General features: G+C 56.9%; 15 protein-coding genes and 1 pseudogene. 10 read left to right on the top strand and 6 right to left on the bottom strand.

Annotation, left to right across the window (positions count from 1 at the left end; all coding sequences use genetic code 11):
• Positions 1-17: 17 nt before the first annotated feature.
• Complete coding sequence (locus HYG82_RS30215) at positions 18-1,139, bottom strand: lipid II:glycine glycyltransferase FemX (protein WP_179260769.1); 1,122 nt, start codon at positions 1,137-1,139, stop codon at positions 18-20.
• An 829-nt stretch (positions 1,140-1,968) separates the two neighbouring features.
• On the opposite strand from HYG82_RS30215, the gene HYG82_RS30210 reads away from it, so the two are divergent.
• From HYG82_RS30210 to HYG82_RS44815, 6 genes and pseudogenes are all read left to right on the top strand, one after another.
• On the top strand, positions 1,969-2,337 hold the full coding sequence (locus HYG82_RS30210) for a type IV pilin domain-containing protein (RefSeq protein WP_179260768.1): 369 nt from the start codon (positions 1,969-1,971) through the stop codon (positions 2,335-2,337).
• Positions 2,338-2,438: 101 nt separating this feature from the next.
• The gene (locus tag HYG82_RS30205; RefSeq protein WP_179260767.1) at positions 2,439-4,373 is read left to right on the top strand and encodes an MEDS domain-containing protein; all 1,935 of its coding nucleotides are present in this window, start codon (positions 2,439-2,441) and stop codon (positions 4,371-4,373) included.
• A 17-nt stretch (positions 4,374-4,390) separates the two neighbouring features.
• Positions 4,391-4,855 (top strand): response regulator, encoded by a 465-nt coding sequence (locus HYG82_RS30200; RefSeq protein WP_179260766.1) that lies wholly within the window; start codon positions 4,391-4,393, stop codon positions 4,853-4,855.
• A 119-nt stretch (positions 4,856-4,974) separates the two neighbouring features.
• A pseudogene (locus HYG82_RS30195) lies at positions 4,975-5,518 on the top strand (transposase); the annotation flags it as partial.
• A 238-nt stretch (positions 5,519-5,756) separates the two neighbouring features.
• On the top strand, positions 5,757-6,527 hold the full coding sequence (locus HYG82_RS30190; protein ID WP_179260765.1) for a class I SAM-dependent methyltransferase: 771 nt from the start codon (positions 5,757-5,759) through the stop codon (positions 6,525-6,527).
• 780 nt (positions 6,528-7,307) lie between these two features.
• Positions 7,308-7,634, top strand: a complete 327-nt coding sequence (locus tag HYG82_RS44815; RefSeq protein ID WP_484549567.1) for a PD-(D/E)XK family putative nuclease — start codon at positions 7,308-7,310, stop codon at positions 7,632-7,634.
• Positions 7,635-7,653: 19 nt separating this feature from the next.
• On the opposite strand, the gene HYG82_RS30185 is transcribed toward HYG82_RS44815, so the two are convergent.
• From HYG82_RS30185 to HYG82_RS30175, 3 genes are all read right to left on the bottom strand, one after another.
• On the bottom strand, positions 7,654-8,277 hold the full coding sequence (locus tag HYG82_RS30185; protein ID WP_179260764.1) for a hypothetical protein: 624 nt from the start codon (positions 8,275-8,277) through the stop codon (positions 7,654-7,656).
• Between the two features lie 261 nt (positions 8,278-8,538).
• On the bottom strand, positions 8,539-9,543 hold the full coding sequence (locus tag HYG82_RS30180) for a DUF7351 domain-containing protein (protein ID WP_179260763.1): 1,005 nt from the start codon (positions 9,541-9,543) through the stop codon (positions 8,539-8,541).
• Positions 9,544-9,549: 6 nt separating this feature from the next.
• Entirely contained in the window at positions 9,550-10,182 is a 633-nt protein-coding gene (locus tag HYG82_RS30175) for a hypothetical protein (RefSeq protein WP_179260762.1), read from the bottom strand.
• A 258-nt stretch (positions 10,183-10,440) separates the two neighbouring features.
• Between HYG82_RS30175 and HYG82_RS30170 the strand changes: the two genes are divergently transcribed.
• From HYG82_RS30170 to HYG82_RS30160, 3 genes are all read left to right on the top strand, one after another.
• A complete protein-coding gene (locus tag HYG82_RS30170) occupies positions 10,441-11,667 on the top strand; it encodes an MFS transporter (protein WP_218834215.1) in 1,227 nt (408 codons plus the stop codon).
• On the top strand, positions 11,637-11,951 hold the full coding sequence (locus tag HYG82_RS30165) for a hypothetical protein (RefSeq protein WP_179260761.1): 315 nt from the start codon (positions 11,637-11,639) through the stop codon (positions 11,949-11,951). Before HYG82_RS30170 ends, HYG82_RS30165 begins: the two co-directional genes overlap by 31 nt.
• A 297-nt stretch (positions 11,952-12,248) precedes the next feature.
• Positions 12,249-13,268, top strand: coding sequence for a tyrosine-type recombinase/integrase (locus HYG82_RS30160; protein WP_235217871.1), 1,020 nt, complete (start codon positions 12,249-12,251; stop codon positions 13,266-13,268).
• 1 nt (position 13,269) lies between these two features.
• Here HYG82_RS30160 and HYG82_RS30155 read toward each other — a convergent pair whose 3' ends face one another.
• Complete coding sequence (locus tag HYG82_RS30155) at positions 13,270-13,704, bottom strand: Holliday junction ATP-dependent DNA helicase RuvA (protein WP_179260760.1); 435 nt, start codon at positions 13,702-13,704, stop codon at positions 13,270-13,272.
• 80 nt (positions 13,705-13,784) lie between these two features.
• Entirely contained in the window at positions 13,785-14,147 is a 363-nt protein-coding gene (locus HYG82_RS30150) for a hypothetical protein (protein ID WP_179260759.1), read from the bottom strand.
• Positions 14,148-14,900: 753 nt separating this feature from the next.
• Between HYG82_RS30150 and HYG82_RS30145 the strand changes: the two genes are divergently transcribed.
• A complete protein-coding gene (locus HYG82_RS30145; protein WP_235217870.1) occupies positions 14,901-16,031 on the top strand; it encodes a DUF1214 domain-containing protein in 1,131 nt (376 codons plus the stop codon).
• Positions 16,032-16,508 lie beyond the last annotated feature (477 nt).

The following is a 16,508-nucleotide window of genomic DNA, read 5'->3' as shown; positions in this document are numbered from 1 at the left end:
CTGTCCCGTCGAGTCGTTCAGGACCCTGTATAGTGGGGCCAATACAACGATCTGCCAGCCTTGATCAGTTTCCAGAGCGGACTACAGCCCCGTTCCCATATGAGAACCGGTTCGGCTCGTCCTCCGAAACCCTCTTTGAATCGGTAGACGCCGTCTTCGAAATCCGCGTTCGTACTTCCGAAATCGTACGTCTCGTACCCGTTCTCGATACCCCACCTGAAAACGTAATCGTACAGGAGTTCCGACGCGTGATCGTCGAAGTACGCTCGAGGAACAGCGGCGAAAAAACCGTGAATCGAGTCGCGCTGGTCGTCGAGTACCTCGAGCATCCCCCCGGCGTATTCGCCGTCGATCTGAATCGTTAGAAAGAGAAGATGCGAATCCATCGCCCGTAGTTGGTCGAAAAACGAGAACGGATACGCGTCTCCGCCGACGCGATTCATTACGCGTTCGTACGTGCGATAGAACCGGCGCAAATTTGCCGGAGTGATCTCCGTTTCGACGATGTCGTAGTCACCGTCTCGACCCCGTTCGATTCCCCGTCTGCGGGTTCGACTCATATCCGCCAGGATCTCGTCGTGACCTTTCGTTAGATCGACGAGGAAACGACACTCCCGTCTGAACGGACGGTACCCCTGGGACTGAAGCAAATCGTTGTATCGAAGATAGCTCGTGTCGAGTCCTCTGATCTGATGGACGATCGTCGTCCCGCCACAGAGGTTCGGGACGGCCTCGGTCAGCTGGGTGAGCGATTCGGACGTATCCGTCGGCACCAGCGGCCCTCCGAACCCCGGATAAAGCGTCGATAGCCGCTTGAAGGGCGTCTTTTCGATCTCTACGACGAAGTTCGGCATTCCGCCGATCTTGTTTCCGTCCTTGGTAATCACGAGATGCCGAGGGGTATACCCCAGTCCCTCCTCGATCGCCTCGAGCCACTCGTATCGATGGAACACGCTACCGCGACTCGATCGCTCGACGATACCGTTCCACTCCGTTTTTCCGATATCTTTCACTGTGTCGACGACGGTGACATCGAGGCCCGATTCCTCAGTTTGCGTGAATCGCTCGTACTGATTCGAAAACAGCGATTCGATTCGATTGAGACCTGGATGAATAGTATCGCCAGTCCTCTGTGCCATTATTCGCCCCTCACGAGGCACATCCTATTTGGTAGTCACTCCATTAGTTCTCTGGGCTGTGACGATATCGTAACTAAACCTGTTTTTAGTGACGTTAATGAACGGTAGCATAGTGATAACTCTCTTTTCGTAAGAAGCGATTCGTTTGACTTCGTCGGCGAGACGGAGTCGACCGAGTACGGCACGATCCGCGGCCCATTTCGTCGAGTGGCCGTTGTTCTGCAATCGGGGAGAGTACTCCGAGCAACAGGTCGGCACTTCCCCGATCCGGGAGTTACTCGATCGCACAGAATTGACCGCCTCTCGAGCGGTCCCGGTATTTCGCCTGCGCTCGAGACGCCGCAATCTGTTCTGTGCAACGGACGACGACCGTCACCACCGACGGCAACATAGAAATCCGTACGACCGATGCATTCGACCGCAGAGGCGTTTCGTAGCCCGCCGATCCTCTCAACTGACTCTGTACACGCGGAGCAGTTTCGCGTGCAAGAACTACGTCCCCAAGGTCCCCGCTACCCGACGACGTCGGCCGCTGTACCGGTCGCCATCGTTTAAATAGCATGGCGAGGGCAAACGGAGGACGGGGTCTGCAGCCACCGACTCGCCGGAGGTCAGGTTGCGGTCATTGAGTATCTACTGAAAGAAAATATCAAAATTATAATTATTATTTAAATTAATTTTATAGATGCCTGGTTAGTACTGAATATTGGCATCGGTAATTAAACTATGGTCAATCCGGGCGGGAGAGACTATCCACTAGCGTGTGCGCTCGCAGAGAGCGCAACGACGGATGTGGGTTCTCACCGTCCACAGCCGGTGCGTGAAAATGATGACTGACGGAAAAGCGATTCAACGGAAGTTGGTTGGAACGGCTGACGAACGTGCGGTGTCTCCCGTCGTCGGGGTCATATTGATGGTCGCCATTACAGTAATTCTCGCCGCCGTAATTGCGGCGTTCCTGATGGATGTCGGCGAAAATCAACGCGCCCCCGGCCGGGCCGGAGTCACGATCAACGAATCGGCAAGTCCGCATGAGGTGACACTTACGTCGCTCGGCGATAATACGGATACCGTCACGTGTTCGGCCGGTGGCGGTCAGGCGAGTAGCGTCGGCGACACCTTCGATTGTCCGGACGGCGAGAGCGTCATCGCGGTTACCGGTGACGGTTCGGAAACCGTCATCAGATCGGACATCTAGAAACTGAGCCAGGGACCGTTCGAACGAACCGTATTTCGGTGCCCAGAAGAACGTCCACTTGCTCCCATACTGTTTTTAGGTTCCGGAGTTTGTTCGTACCTATGAGCGAACAGGCAAGTGATCCACACCCCACCGATTTCGGGGATTTTGAGGGTGGATTTGGCGCGATACGCAATCGTCCAGAGGATCGTGAACCGAGCGATTTTCCCCATTCTCACTTCGCTGCCATTTATGAAACGGAGGAGGAACGATTCGCGGCTACGGTCCCTTTCATTCGCGAAGGTTTAGCGGCGGGCGAGCGGTGCCTGTATGTTCTCTCCGACTACCACGAAGAAGAGGTACTCGAAATACTTCGTGAGTGCGGCATCGACGTGGATGCTGCCCTCGAGTCGGGTGCATTCTCGTTTTCCACCGTCGACGAGACGTACCTCCAAAACCGGCCGTTCGACCCCGACGAAATGATCTCCTTTTACCGGTCCGTCGTGACCGAGGCGAACGAGGAGTACGAGGGACTCCGAGTAATCGCGGGGACGAACTGGATTCAGGAAGTTTCTCTGGAGACCTTCATGGAGTACGAGGGGCGAGGTAACACACTCTTTAACGAAACAGACTCGAGGGCTCTCTGTCTCTACGATCGTGACGAGCATTCCTCGGAAGTGATCGCCGATGTGATCCGGACTCACCCGCACCTGATTTACGATAGCACTATCAGTCAAAATTTTTACTATACGCCCGCGAACGAACTCTTCGAGACCCAGGATCACGACGCCGAAGTTGAACGGATGCTCGAAACTCTCAACGGTCGGGCACGGGCCGAATCCGAACTCGCGGACCACAAACGCTTCCTGCAGGAACTCAACGAGATTACCTCGAGACCGGACCGTTCGTTCGAGGAGAAACTCCACGACCTTCTCGACCTCGGATGCAACTGGTTCGATCTCGAACTCGGCGCGCTAAACCGCGTCGATCCGAACGCAAACCGATTGGAGGTAGAGTACATAAACGGCCACCACGACTACTATCAGCCCGGCGCCGACTTCCCGTTGAGTCAGACGTACTGTATCGCTGCGTCCGATATTAAGCAAGCTGCAAGCGTATCAGACCCCACCGAGGAGGGATTCGACGATCTTGCGGTCTATCAGGAGTTCGGTGTCGAGTCGTATTTGGGAACGTACCTCCCTATCCAGGGCGGCGCGGACCGCACGTTCGCCTTTATTGCCGCCAGTCCGCGGGAGGAGCCGTTTTCCACGGAAGACCGCACGTACATCGAATTGATGGGCCAGTGGGTAAAGTACGAACTCGAACGACAGCAGTACGAGGCGGAACTCGAGGAAACGATCGGCGAACTCCGGCAATCGAACGATCGGCTCAAACAATTCGCCTACGCCGCCTCCCACGACCTGCAAGAACCCCTCCGCATGGTCTCGAGTTATCTCCAACTCCTCGAGGAGCGATACGGGGACGATTTCGACGAGAACGCCCAGCAGTACGTTGACTTCGCTATCGACGGCGCAGACCGGATGCGGGAAATGGTGGATGATCTCCTCGCCTTCTCCCGGGTAGAACAGTCCGAGGAGGAATTCGAACCGGTGAACTGTGAGACCGTCATCGAACAGGTCACGAGCGATCTCGCGGTCCAGATCGAAGAATCCGATCCCGAGATAGTAGTGGGATCACTTCCGACGGTGATTGCAAGCCTCGAGCAACTGAAACAACTGTTCTCCAACCTCATTTCGAACGCCCTCAAATACAACGAATCCGAGACGCCTCGTATCGAAATTTCCGCCGAAGAGCGCCCTGATTACTGGGAGTTCGTTATCTCGGACAACGGGATCGGCATCGATCCAACCAAAACGGACCGCATCTTCGAGGTGTTCAAGCGACTCCACCACAACGACGACTATCCAGGGACTGGGATCGGACTCTCGCTGTGTCAGGAAATCGTCGGGAATCACGACGGTGACATATGGGTCGATTCAGAACCTGGTGAGGGGTCGACGTTCACCTTTACGCTCCCGAAACGACGGCCCTCGTGACAGTTGGACACAGACAGATGAAGCAGATTGATATCCTGGTAGCAGAGGACAATCGCGGTGACATCCACCTGGTCGAACAGGCGTTTGCGGAGCGCGATCTGCCCGGCGAGATACATTCCGTCCAAACCGGTGAAGAAGCGATTGATTTTCTCTCCCAACGTGGCCCGTTCGCCGAGGCACCGCGCCCGGACCTCATCGTCCTCGATCTGAATCTCCCCGTGACCTCCGGCCCCGAAGTCCTCACGAAGATCAGATCGGATCCGGAATTCCCGCCGATACCAGTAATCGTATTGACGGGCTCCAGATCCGACGGAGACGTCACCAGAATGTACAGTGCAGGTGCAAACGCGTACCTCAGGAAACCAGCCGACCCGAACGACTTTATGGACCGAATGGAACGGCTCGTTTATTTTTGGGCGGAAGAAGCGACACTACCCCCGGTTGAGGAGAACTCCGGAGAAGAACGTTCGACGGATCAGTGAGTTACGTACCGCAGGTCGATCAGGGCCATCGCACCGTCAACGAAAGCGAAGACCGGTCGGGTCTTCCCACCGACCGTCCGTCGGAGTAGCTTTCCCAACGCACGGGTCTCCACTCGAGATCGACGGAACTGCACGACACTGGCGAGGTCCAGGCGATCGATGCAACCGGCATGGATCACATCGAAGCGAACCAACACTACGCGAAACGAGCGAATTACACGTTCAGAGCGCTGAAAGCGACCATGTTGATCGACCGAAGTACTAGCGCGAATCTATATACCCATTACCCATTGATGAAGCAATTGTACGATACAAAGATCGCATGGCAGCTTCTCACATGCAACCTCGGTAAACTGACCATGCTGACCGCCGACAAAGGCCCCGACAGGGGAGCTTCTTCGTCAAAAGCTTCGGTCTGTGGTCATGAATCCGGTGATCAGGTACCGCGGATTCGGCTGGTACGGCGTCGGGAATAATATATTGCTCGTTGATACGGCGTACCATCAACGATCAAATATCGAAGCGACGTTTTTCGCACTTCGGCGAAAATACGGCGAGATCGTTCGAGCGAGAACGTGGTTCGGACAATTCCGCGAACTCGATCTCAAGTGCGCCGTCAGAACCGTCGAACTAGCACTCGACGTCTCTACCGGGGGAGTTTAGGCATCTAAACAGGGCCATCATCTCGATTATCAGACGACGATTTCCGCTGCGATCTCTCGTTCGAGACGTAACCGGCCGTATCCACTCCGTGTGGTGACCTGGTGCTGATTCGATCCGTATTCACCGACAGTGATCGGCCTTCGAGAATCGGCGCTGGGAACGCACATGCTAATTCGTTCTCGGAGAGCCCTGTTTCAGATGCCCAGGTAGAAGTAAATTCGCTGAGTACGGGCTCTATATGGCCGAACCGGACGAGGAGTCGACTAACGAATGGGATACGGACAGGTACGACAAGGGACACTCCTTCGTCTTCGAGTACGGCGAGGGTGTCGTAGCCCTCCTGGAGCCGGAACGGGGCGAACGGATACTCGATCTCGGGTGTGGAACGGGCCACCTTACGGCCCGGATTTCCGATTCGGGAGCGACGCCGGTCGGTCTCGACGCCTCGGAAGAGATGATTTCGAAAGCGAGGGATACCTATCCCGACTGCGAATTCGTCCGCGAGGATGCCCGCGATTTCTCGTTCGAGGAGCCGTTCGACGCGGTGTTCTCCAACGCAGCACTCCACTGGATTCCGGAACAAGACGCCGTCCTCGAGTCGGTCGCTGACGCGCTCGCTCCCGGCGGCCGGTTCGTCGCTGAACTCGGTGGGGCGGGAAACGTTGCGGCGATCGTCGACGCCGTTCGTGAGGACGCAGCGGAACGCGGCTACGACGTCGAGGACCCGTGGTACTTCCCGAGCATCGGCGACTACGCCTCGAAGCTGGAATCCCACGGGCTCGAAACGCAATACGCGAGGCTCTTCGATCGACCGACCGAACTCGAGAACGGGACGGACGGACTCGCAGACTGGCTGGGCATGTTCGGCGACAGTCTCCTCGCTCCGATCCCCGACGACGAACAGCCGGCAGTGATCTCGGGAGTCGAGGACCGCCTCCGCGAGGATCATTTCGAGGACGGCACGTGGACCGCGGAGTATCGACGACTGCGCGTCGTAGCCGTGAGGTAGCACAGCGCGACGCTGTCAACGGGCCGGATCGGCCCCGTTCCGATCGAACTGGACTTCCCAACCGCCTCCTTCGAGGGTCACGACTCGAGCCGATGTGTCACAGCGATTTTCCGGAAGTGCTCGAGGCCGCGGATGCCCGTCAGTCAGACTGGTGCTCCGCTCGTACGAGGGTATAGAAGACCGCAAGGTTGCCCGATCGGGACGCCATCTTACTGTTCAGTAAGCTATAAGCAACCGATGAGAATCACCTAAATTAGCGGCACAGGTTGGCCGATATGAATGAAATCGGCCGGATGTTAGAGGCACCCGACCTGTGTCCTCGACACAATTGAGGACGATGTATACTCAGACACCAACCTACGAAAGAATTCGGAAGAAACGCCCGTTAAAACGTGCAGAGAGCGTCTGCTTTGCGGTTTCACAGTAGTACTCGAGTGTGGCGAGGGTCCGTCACTCGAGTCCGATCAAACGCCGACGCTCGAGGTGTGCGTCTCCGTCGCTGATGGGAAAACAGACCCTGTCCGCGACGGCCACGAGGAGGGTGGTCGAGCATGACCGATAGACACCAGTTGACGCGCATTCGTCTCGAGGAGGTCTGAAGCGAGATCGAGACGCTCGACAAGCAGCTTCCGGAACCGATATCATTGCGGGCGTCGATCGAAAGTTTCGAGACCACGATCGAGTTGCTCGAGCGGGTCGATTCCACCAGCGCTACCGTGGAGAAGCGGATTCGCTGATAGAATCGGTCGGTCTCGGTGCCGATCGTGAGCGACGGAATCGATGAGTGTTCGGCTCGAGGGCAGGGGTGAAGAGGTACCGACGCGTGTGATCCGCGAGAATTGTTCGAAGCGGCCGACCCCTTCGGGACGGCCCTCGAGAATCGGATGGCAGAGAAACGCCGGTTCGAACACGGTGCTCGAGCTGGCACAATGCGAAGTTCGGGACGGAACGCCGGTCGAGAGTAAGTCGACGCTGCTCGAGCACGCTGATGGGAAGCCAGGTACTTGGAAGGTCGACTGGAAGTATCACGAGGAACGATGGCAGTATGACGGCTGGTACTGTTTCATCGTTTATCGGCCACATGGGTGGTCTGGCCGTGCGATGTAGAATATGCGATGGAATTTCGTTACACGGTCGGGTCTGCCGTCGGGTCCGCCCGATCAGCCTGGGTATCGACACCCCGATGGGCGATCCCAAGGCCGAGGTAAGCAACGAAGTGACTGGCCTCGAAGATGAGTACCGGAGCCCCGAGGGATGCAGCGGAGTTTGCAACCATCGCGACGAAGGTTACTGCCTCAAGCAGCAGGAAACCACTGATGACCCGCCGATATGCGCCAGTTTGCATGCTCGTGACGCCGAAGAGGCCGTATGCAAACACCATCGAGAACAACGCTAGAACACCAGTGATCGCCTGGAAGGTAGCGTTCTCCGGGATACTGCCCGCGGTCTCCAGAAGACCTGCGGCGACGATCGCCGTCCAGTTGAGAGCAGACAATACAGCGACCGCGAGAGAAACCTGTGCGAGTCGGCGAGCGCGATCCGAGAGTGGTCGATACAGTCCCATGAGTCCAACAAGACCGATCAGAAAGCCCGCTGGGGCGATGAACTGTTGAATCGCCGGATAGGACGTACCCTGATACGTCCGGAGTGCCGAGTTCACCAGAAAGACGATCATTACCACAGCGGCGATGAGGTAGAGCGTCGGACTCCTCCGCTCGAGGGTGGAGAGTACCCCGTCACGTTCAGCCATCGTCCGGTCCCTCCTGGGTGTCGGTGTCTGTCTGCTGTTCGATTGGTGGTTCGACTGAATGAGATGTCGTCGTCGGTGACATGGTTGGTCGTCGTCCGCCCAGGTACCTCGCACCTGCGGCGGGACATGCTGGTCGTGGGAACCGAGAACGATAAACATCATTAGCACGCCATCGCTATTGATTAATTGACATATCGTCACTGGCTTTTCCGAGCTGTCGAGGTAGTGGCGGGCCCCGAAGAGTCAGCACAGCTCCCTCACTCACCGACACACGTCAACGACTCTGACAGTCTCGTCGAAGGTGAGTCGAATCATCTCATCATCTTGCGACGCCGTGACCGTCACGCGAATCGGGTCGTCCTCGACCACCGTTACCTGGTGGCTGAGCATGAGGCTATAGATGCGTCTCGCGTGTTCGAAGTCATCGGCGCGAACTCGTGTCGAGATGCCGTGATTGTCGTAGAACGAGACAACGGCCGGATGAAAGAGCGCGAGGTGCTTCGGCGTGGACCCGTCGTGATGGTCGCAGGTGCGACACCGGAAATGAGCTGTCGTCCCGAACCGAAGCCCGCAGTCGTCACACCCATCCGAGTTGTGGTCTGGGCACCAGTCGAACCAGCTGTCTACTGGACTGGAACAGTTTGGACAGACGCCGTCGAACGCCGACCGGAGTCGTCGCCGACCGACGACCGTACTCGCTGCCCGGAGTTCATCGGGCGTCCATTCGTCGAGGCCGGCCGGATCGAAGGGGTGTGCGGTCAGCGGTCCGGGCGGGTCAAACGAGGCAAAGTCTTGTCCTGGCGTCATGCCGCCACACTCGTGGCAGGCCCAGAAGAGAATCCCCTCGCGGTAGCTCATCACTGTCTGGGCACCACAGAATGGACACTGCTGGTCGATGTCGGTCGGCTCGAGGTACTCATCGTGAACTCCAGCACCCGCAATCACTGTCTGAATGAGCTGTTGGGCGGGGACGCGGAGTTCGTACCCGCCGCGGTCGGCCTGCTGGCGCACGAACTGTCCGTCGAGTTGCTCGAGATGATAGCGCAGGTTTCCCGGATCGTCATGTTCCACCCGCTTACGGATTTGGGAGAACGCAACAGCGTTGTCGTCCGCCCGCAAATCATGGGCCTTCCAGATTGCCAAGAGGATTTCCAATCGCGTCTTGTGCCCGAGCAACGCGAACGCCTCGATCGCGTGTCGCCCAATTGGTCCATGGGACCCATGGGACCCCTTCCGTTGCGACTCAGTGGTATCTGTATTACTCACACCGCATCACCCAGCGCTCGCATCGCCGACCGGTGGTGTGCGTTCAGACTGACCGCCCCACGATCGGAGGATGTATCCCAGCGCCAGCATGGACAGCGTCAGTCCTCCGCCGATACCGACACCGGCAACTGCGTTCGCCCCGCCGATGGCAGAATTCACAATCAGGACAACAGTAAGTCCACCCGGTGCGAGGACAAAGAGCCCGACTCTCCGCGACTGTCTGTCCGCTCGAAGCGCCGAGATGCCGAACAGCCCGTACGTGAGAATCGTGGTCGTGAGCACGATCATAAAGAAGCTGTCTGGAAGGACGGCCTCTAACGAGGCCACGATTCCGGCGAGCGCGAGCAGTTGCGTGCCGGTCATCACGCACCAACTCGCGGCTGCGACGACGAGCACGGCGCGAGCGATCCGTGCGACTACTGGCGTCCGGTCGACGAGTACGGGATACAGACCGAGTAATCCAACGAGCGCGACGAAATGCCCTACGGTCACAAACACGTCTGGTGGCGTGGCCAGCTCCGTGAATGCTCGAATTCCCGACAGTGCCGCGTGTCCAGCCATCAAACATCCGCCGAGGAGAAACAGCGTGGGACTCCACTGTTCGACCGTCTCCCAGCGTGAAAGGGTAGCACTACCCATATAGAGGACATACATACGGTCTATAAATAATCGGGGGAGTTCGTGGCCCCGATCCGGGAGAGACGCGCTGTATTCATCACGGCCGGAACCAATCTCCTGAGTCGCTGTCAGAAGTGGCCTGCTGAATACGGGGAGTTGATGCAGCAGATAACGGAGCTATATTTCACTCGCTCGGTGGTGAGTTAATTCGGCACAGCGAGCGGGCAATTCGAACGCATCGCGCTAGGTTAATACGGCGCCGGAATAGACCGTGTCTGTGTGTCGAGCGCGGACGCCACGTTGGATGACACGACGGCCGTGACGAGCAGGCGCGCCCGCTGGGGACTGCTCGCGGGCGCGATTCTTATGTCCATGGCGCTCGGCGCCTACGAACTCGTGCCGGCGAGCGTGACGCCGCTCATTCGGGAGTCGCTGGGAGTCAGCGCCTCGGCGGCTGGCCTCCTCGTTAGTGTCATGTTCGGGACGGCGGTTCTCGCGAGCATTCCGGTCGGGATTGTGCTCGACCGAACGAACTCACGGTACGCCGTCGCCGTGGCGGTCGGTCTCCTTCTCGTCGCCGGAGTGTGGGGCTGGCAGGCCGCGACTGCTGGCGCCTACTGGTCGCTCGTCGCCTCACGCGTCCTCGGCGGCGTCGCCTACATCGTCGTCTGGAACGCAAGCATCGACATCGTCGCGCGCTCGTTCGGCCCTGCCAGGCAGGGGACGGCCGTGGCGACGCTCTCCGCGGGCGGGCCGGTCGGCTTCGCCATCGGGCAGGGCACCGGCCCCATCGTCGCCGAGCAGTTCGGATGGCCGGCTATCTTTCCCATCTTCACGGGCATCGCGTTCGTAGGAGTGCTCATCTTCTGGCCGATGAGTCGCGGCAGCGGACACGCTACCGGGACGTCGGCGCCGACGCTGTCGGACCTCGGTCGCGTCGTCACGAACCGCCGCGTCTGGACGGTCGGCCTCGTCGGGTTCCTCAGCTACACGCTGTATCTGTTCATCAACAGTTGGGCACCATCGTACCTCACCGAAGACCTGCAGCTGTCGCTGGGGCTCAGCGGTGCACTCGTCGCCCTGTTTCCGGCCGTTGGCGTGCTCTCGCGAGTGGCCGGCGGCGTCCTTTCGGATACCCTCTTCGGCGGCCGCCGCCGCCCGGTCGTCCTGCTTTCCTTCCTCGTGGCGACGCCCGTCATCACTGGCTTTACTGCGATTCGCACCATCCCCGTCGTCGTCGCGGCGCTGCTTATCGCCGGGTTCGCCATCCAACTGTGCCTCGGCCTCGTCTTCGCGTACGTCCGTGAGCTGGTCGAGCCAGCCGTCGCCGCAACAGCCGTCGCCTTCCTCACGAGCGTCGGCCTGGCGGGGGCGTTCATCGCACCCATCGCCGCCGGGCGGCTCATCGACGCCTCGAACTACGAGACGGCCTTCCTCGTCGCTGGCACCCTCGGGGCGCTCGGAGCAGTCCTGGCGTGGTACGCGCCCGAGCCAGGAGAGACGTAAACCCGATCGCCATGCAGAGTGGCGACGAGATTCGTCTGGACGACGAATCGCTCATCGTCGAGGATTCGATCGGGTCCTGCAACGACGCCGGCTCGCTCTCGGGGCGGGTGTGGTCGACCGGCATCTCGAAGCGGCGAGTGCGGACGGCTCGACTGGCGCACGCCCTGTGGCCAAGCGCGCCGTATCACCACTGCTGTTTAGAGCTCGAGCGACAGAGCGTCCTGGTCAAGGACCTTACGGCCGGCCTCGACGAGTTTCGGGACAGTATCGTACGTGCGTCTTAGTGCGATTACCGAACGCGCGGAGCGCGTATGGACTCGCCGAGATTTGAACCCGGAACCAGACGGTTACCTCGCGACGCTCGGCGCTGCGACTGGTAGGGCTTCAAATCCGGGCATCGCCGACAATTCGCACCGCTCGCGAATTTGCTCGCGGCGAAAATTATGGACTCGCCGGGATTTGAACCCGAGGTCTCTTACGCTTCGGACAATGGCCCCACACGCAACGTATGGGGCCGTCCTCAGCGTGAGAGTGGAAGCGCTCGGGGTGTTGATCTCATTGCCCGCGCTCTCGCGTGTTCGGTGGAAGATACGACAATGAATGCTACCCCACCGCACGAAGCGAAGAACCGCTACCTGAAAGACAAGTCCACCGACGTTACCGATTCGACGCTTGCGAACTACAAGACGACGCTGAATATCTTCTGTGATCAGCTCATCGAGCGTGGTATCAATGACCTGAACACGCTAACCAGCGACGAGATTCAGCGGTTCAAGGAGTGGCGTCTCGACTGCGTGAAGCCGATCACGCTGAAGACGGACATGACCTGCATTAAGGACTTCATCCGCTTCTGCGAACACGTCAACGCCGTTCCCGACGGTCTGCACATGATGGTTCGTATCCCCAAGCCGAGCCGCGAGGAGGAAGTGTCCAGTGATATGCTCACACGTGAAGAAGCCACACAGATACTCGGCCACCTACAGAAACACGAGTATGCTTCGCTGCGCCACGTTATCTTCGCTGTTCTTTGGAAGACGGGTATGCGACGAAGTTCGCTGTACGCGCTCGATATTGACGATCTCGATGCTGGACCCAAGCCCCACCTGAAGGTCCGTCACCGTCCGAACACCGGAACTCCGCTAAAGAACAAGCGCAAGGGCGAACGTGACGTGCGTATCGACCGTGAGACAGTCGAGGTGATCGAGGATTATCTCGAGTGGAACCATTCAGGTGGAGTGGATGAACAGGGACGGATGCCGCTTCTCATGACCTCTCACGGAAAACGATGTGAGCCATCAACCATCCAGCGGAATATCTACACAGCAACTCGTCCGTGTCATTACACTGCAGAATGTCCAATGGATAGAAGCATTGAGGGGTGTGAAGCGACCTCCTACAATACGGCGAGTAAGTGTCCAGGTTCAGTCGGTCCGCACGCACTCCGTCGGGGATATGTGACGGAATCGCTCAATGCTGGTCAGCCTCGAGATGTGACAGCAGACAGAGTGGATATGACTATCGAAGTACTGGATAAGCACTATGATCACGCAACAAAGAGTGAGAAGATGGAACGACGGGAGGAACACCTAATGGATATCTAATTTACTCTGTAGCCCCATCGTAGAACCCCCTTAGATACAACCAAATTTTGTCTACTGAATCTTCCTTTACCCCATCTATATCTTTCAGATCTTCTTTTGTTATTTCATCCAATGTACTAACCACTATCTTTTCAAGGATATTCAATGCAGTTACCTCTCCAACACGGTTTATCTCAATTAAACTATCAAATAGCACCCGTTCGTCAAAGTCCATTCCCACCTCGACATCATTTATGCGTGTAGGGTGGTCAATTGGGCGTTTAGAAGGGGTCTGGCGATCAACTGCCTTACTGGCTTGATCTTCTAACAAACGTAATTCAGTCTCTTGAAGTTGGAACTTTTGCTCCCCAATTGTTAGCCTCGTATATTCTTTTGACAGGTTACTGATGTTTATTTTCAAACGCCCTGTCTTGTCTTTTCTATCCGAGATTTCCATGAGACAATATAGTATTGGGTTGGTGATAGCATTTGGGATGATTAGAAGTCAACTGAGCTAATTCACAATAGATTGATAACTCATATTCGGTCAGGCATCTTCTCTCGAGTTGATTTCACTTGTTTCTTGTATTCTACCCCGTAATCATTCTCCTTCCTGATGACCAGCTTTTGTTCCTCAAGGTTGTTTGTCTCCTTTACCTCCTTGGCATTCACCACATCATCATCAAGCGAAAATTCCTGAATTGGCTTACCAACAACATGCATTGGAGATGTATGGACGATCTCAATTTCATAAATGTCGCCACGGTCTGAATCAGGAATATGAATATTCTTCCCAGCATAAGATGGGTCATCAGTAGGCCGAGCCAGACCATCTCCGCTGCCGTTCGCTACTTTATCTACGACCACATATAGCGTATCACCTTCTGTTGGACCTTCCATGCGTCTATCTATACTTTGCTATGAAATAGTTCTTAGGTGAAATACGGAGATGATAGCTTATCTAAGATACAGAAAATAAACGGTCAAGCTCTACACCTGAGAAAAGCTGCCTCAATTCACAATGAATCCGTGAGGTTTGTCTGAAGGCTTTGCCGCATTGAGGTGGTGGATAACGTCGATGGGAGCCGCCACTACCTCAAACCATATCATCAGTCTGTCGAAGGATCGGGGGCGAACTCACGATCGGCGTGGCGATCCTGTGCGAGATCCAGCTCGATCTCTACGAGGAACTACCAGAGTGATCTACTGCATCGAGCGTCGGGAAGAACAACCGACTCAATGCAGTAACCCCGTCCGGTTAGAACATTGACCGGCGCCTGAGAGCGCGTATTTGGTAACCCCGCGTGCGAATTTTCCGGCTGAGTGTCAGGATTTTTCGTTTCGGCTATGGAGTCGTGAAACCGCCGATAGGTATCTACTGCAAACTGAACGCCGAAATTTCCATTAGGTGCCGATGATGTTCGCTGGGTCGTGTTGAATACAGAGCGCGAATGCAGCACGAACTGATCTTTCTGATCGCTCACTACAGGTACAGAGAACTGACAAGAATTCAGATATGGTCAGCTATCTATTACGATCGTCATGTCATGAAATTCTTCTCAAGTATCGTCACTGTATTATATGGAATGCTGGAGTACGGGCGTGTGAGTCGGTAACAACTGCTGCTGTGGGCCACTCAGAGAGGCATGAGCCATGAGTAACGAGACACATCACACGACGCCAGAATCGAGTTCCGAACTGCTGCGGGCAACGCGCCGAAGCGCACTTCGCGGGGCGGGCCTTGCCGGCATGCTCGCGCTGGGTGGTGGCAGTGCCACTGCCAGCCGAAACCCCTCGGAGGCGAACACCCACGAGGCTGAAACCGAGACGTCAGCAGATGACGGGTCAGTTCCAGTCACGTGGGAAAACTTCCCACGGTCACAGATACATCTAATGATGGAGAACATCGTCGAACAAGGCGGGTTCGGCGAGTTTTATCATTTCCCGACGATAGTCGGCCCTGACGTGCGGATCGCGGCCTTGCCCAATCGCGACACGATCTATTCGATCGGTGTCTTCGACCTGACCGAGCCGGTCACCATTACCAAGCCGGACTCCGGTGATCGTCACCAGTCGATGGTCGTCATGGATGAGGACGCGTATGTGAAAGAGGCGTATCAGGATTCCGGCGAGTACACGTTGACCCAGGACGGGGTCGGGACGCGGTACGTGTGGGTCATCGTCCGCACGTTCGTCGACCCGAACGATCCGGATGACGTAGCAACTGTCCAGGAATTACAGGACGAACTCGCGGTGAGCCAGGACTCAGCCGGCGCGTTCGAGATTCCCAATTGGGACCGCCAGGCACACCAAGAACTCTTCGACGCGCTCGTCACAGTCATGAAAACGATTGACGACTACAGCGGTGCTTATGGCGACGTCGACGAGGTCAACCCTGTGAAGTACTATCTCGCCACTGTGACACCGGGCGGCGTTCCGGAGCCAGAAACGATCTATCTGCAAAGGGTCCCCGACCAGAACGACGGTGACACGCCACACACGTTCACCGTCCAGGACGTCCCCGTCGACGGATTCTGGTCGGTCACCGTCTACAACAACGACGGGTTTCTCGAGGAGAACGAGTACGACGCGTACTCGTTCAACAACGTGACTGCAGAGCCGAACGATGACGGTAGTGTCACGATCCATTTCGGCGGTGACCCCGATCAACCGAACTTCCTCTACACGCCAGCGGAGTGGTTCTACGTGGTCCGGCTCTACGGTCCGCGCGAGGAGATTCTCGACGGGAGCTATCAGTTCCCCGAAGCCGAGCCGATCGAGTGACAAGGGCGCGAATATCAATGGTCTGATGACTGAGTCGACGTGACTCGACCGTTGCTCGTCTTCCGTTTCGTGCTGAACGTATGCTCTGTATTCAGCACGCTGTTCTTGGCAGTTATCATAGGTATTGACTGCCTTTGCGGTAACTGCTTGACCTGTATCTACCGCCGGTTCCACAACATCAAGCGGCGATCACCACTTGTCTGAGCCGCCAAAATTCCCGTGTGTTGATTATCCCGAAACTGGGCGTATGGGGACTCCGACAGCGAAGCTTCTCTCACTTTTTCTTCCAAGCGATTCCCCGCATCGAGGGTGCGAGTAACACAATCCAATCGATCACTCAATAGGGAGTGGATTCCTCTACTCTAACCCATTTATAAGCGGATAATCCCTATTCGGGGGAAGCCCCTTCGCCGTACAGCGATTTTGCACCATAACTTAGGTGGGGGGTGTGGGGGAGTAGGGATGGAGAGGCAGTAG

This window comes from Natrinema halophilum (genome assembly GCF_013402815.2).
Classification (GTDB): domain Archaea; phylum Halobacteriota; class Halobacteria; order Halobacteriales; family Natrialbaceae; genus Natrinema; species Natrinema halophilum.
The sequence above is the reverse complement of the archived record's forward strand: the minus strand, read 5'-3'. Positions and strand labels throughout refer to the sequence as shown.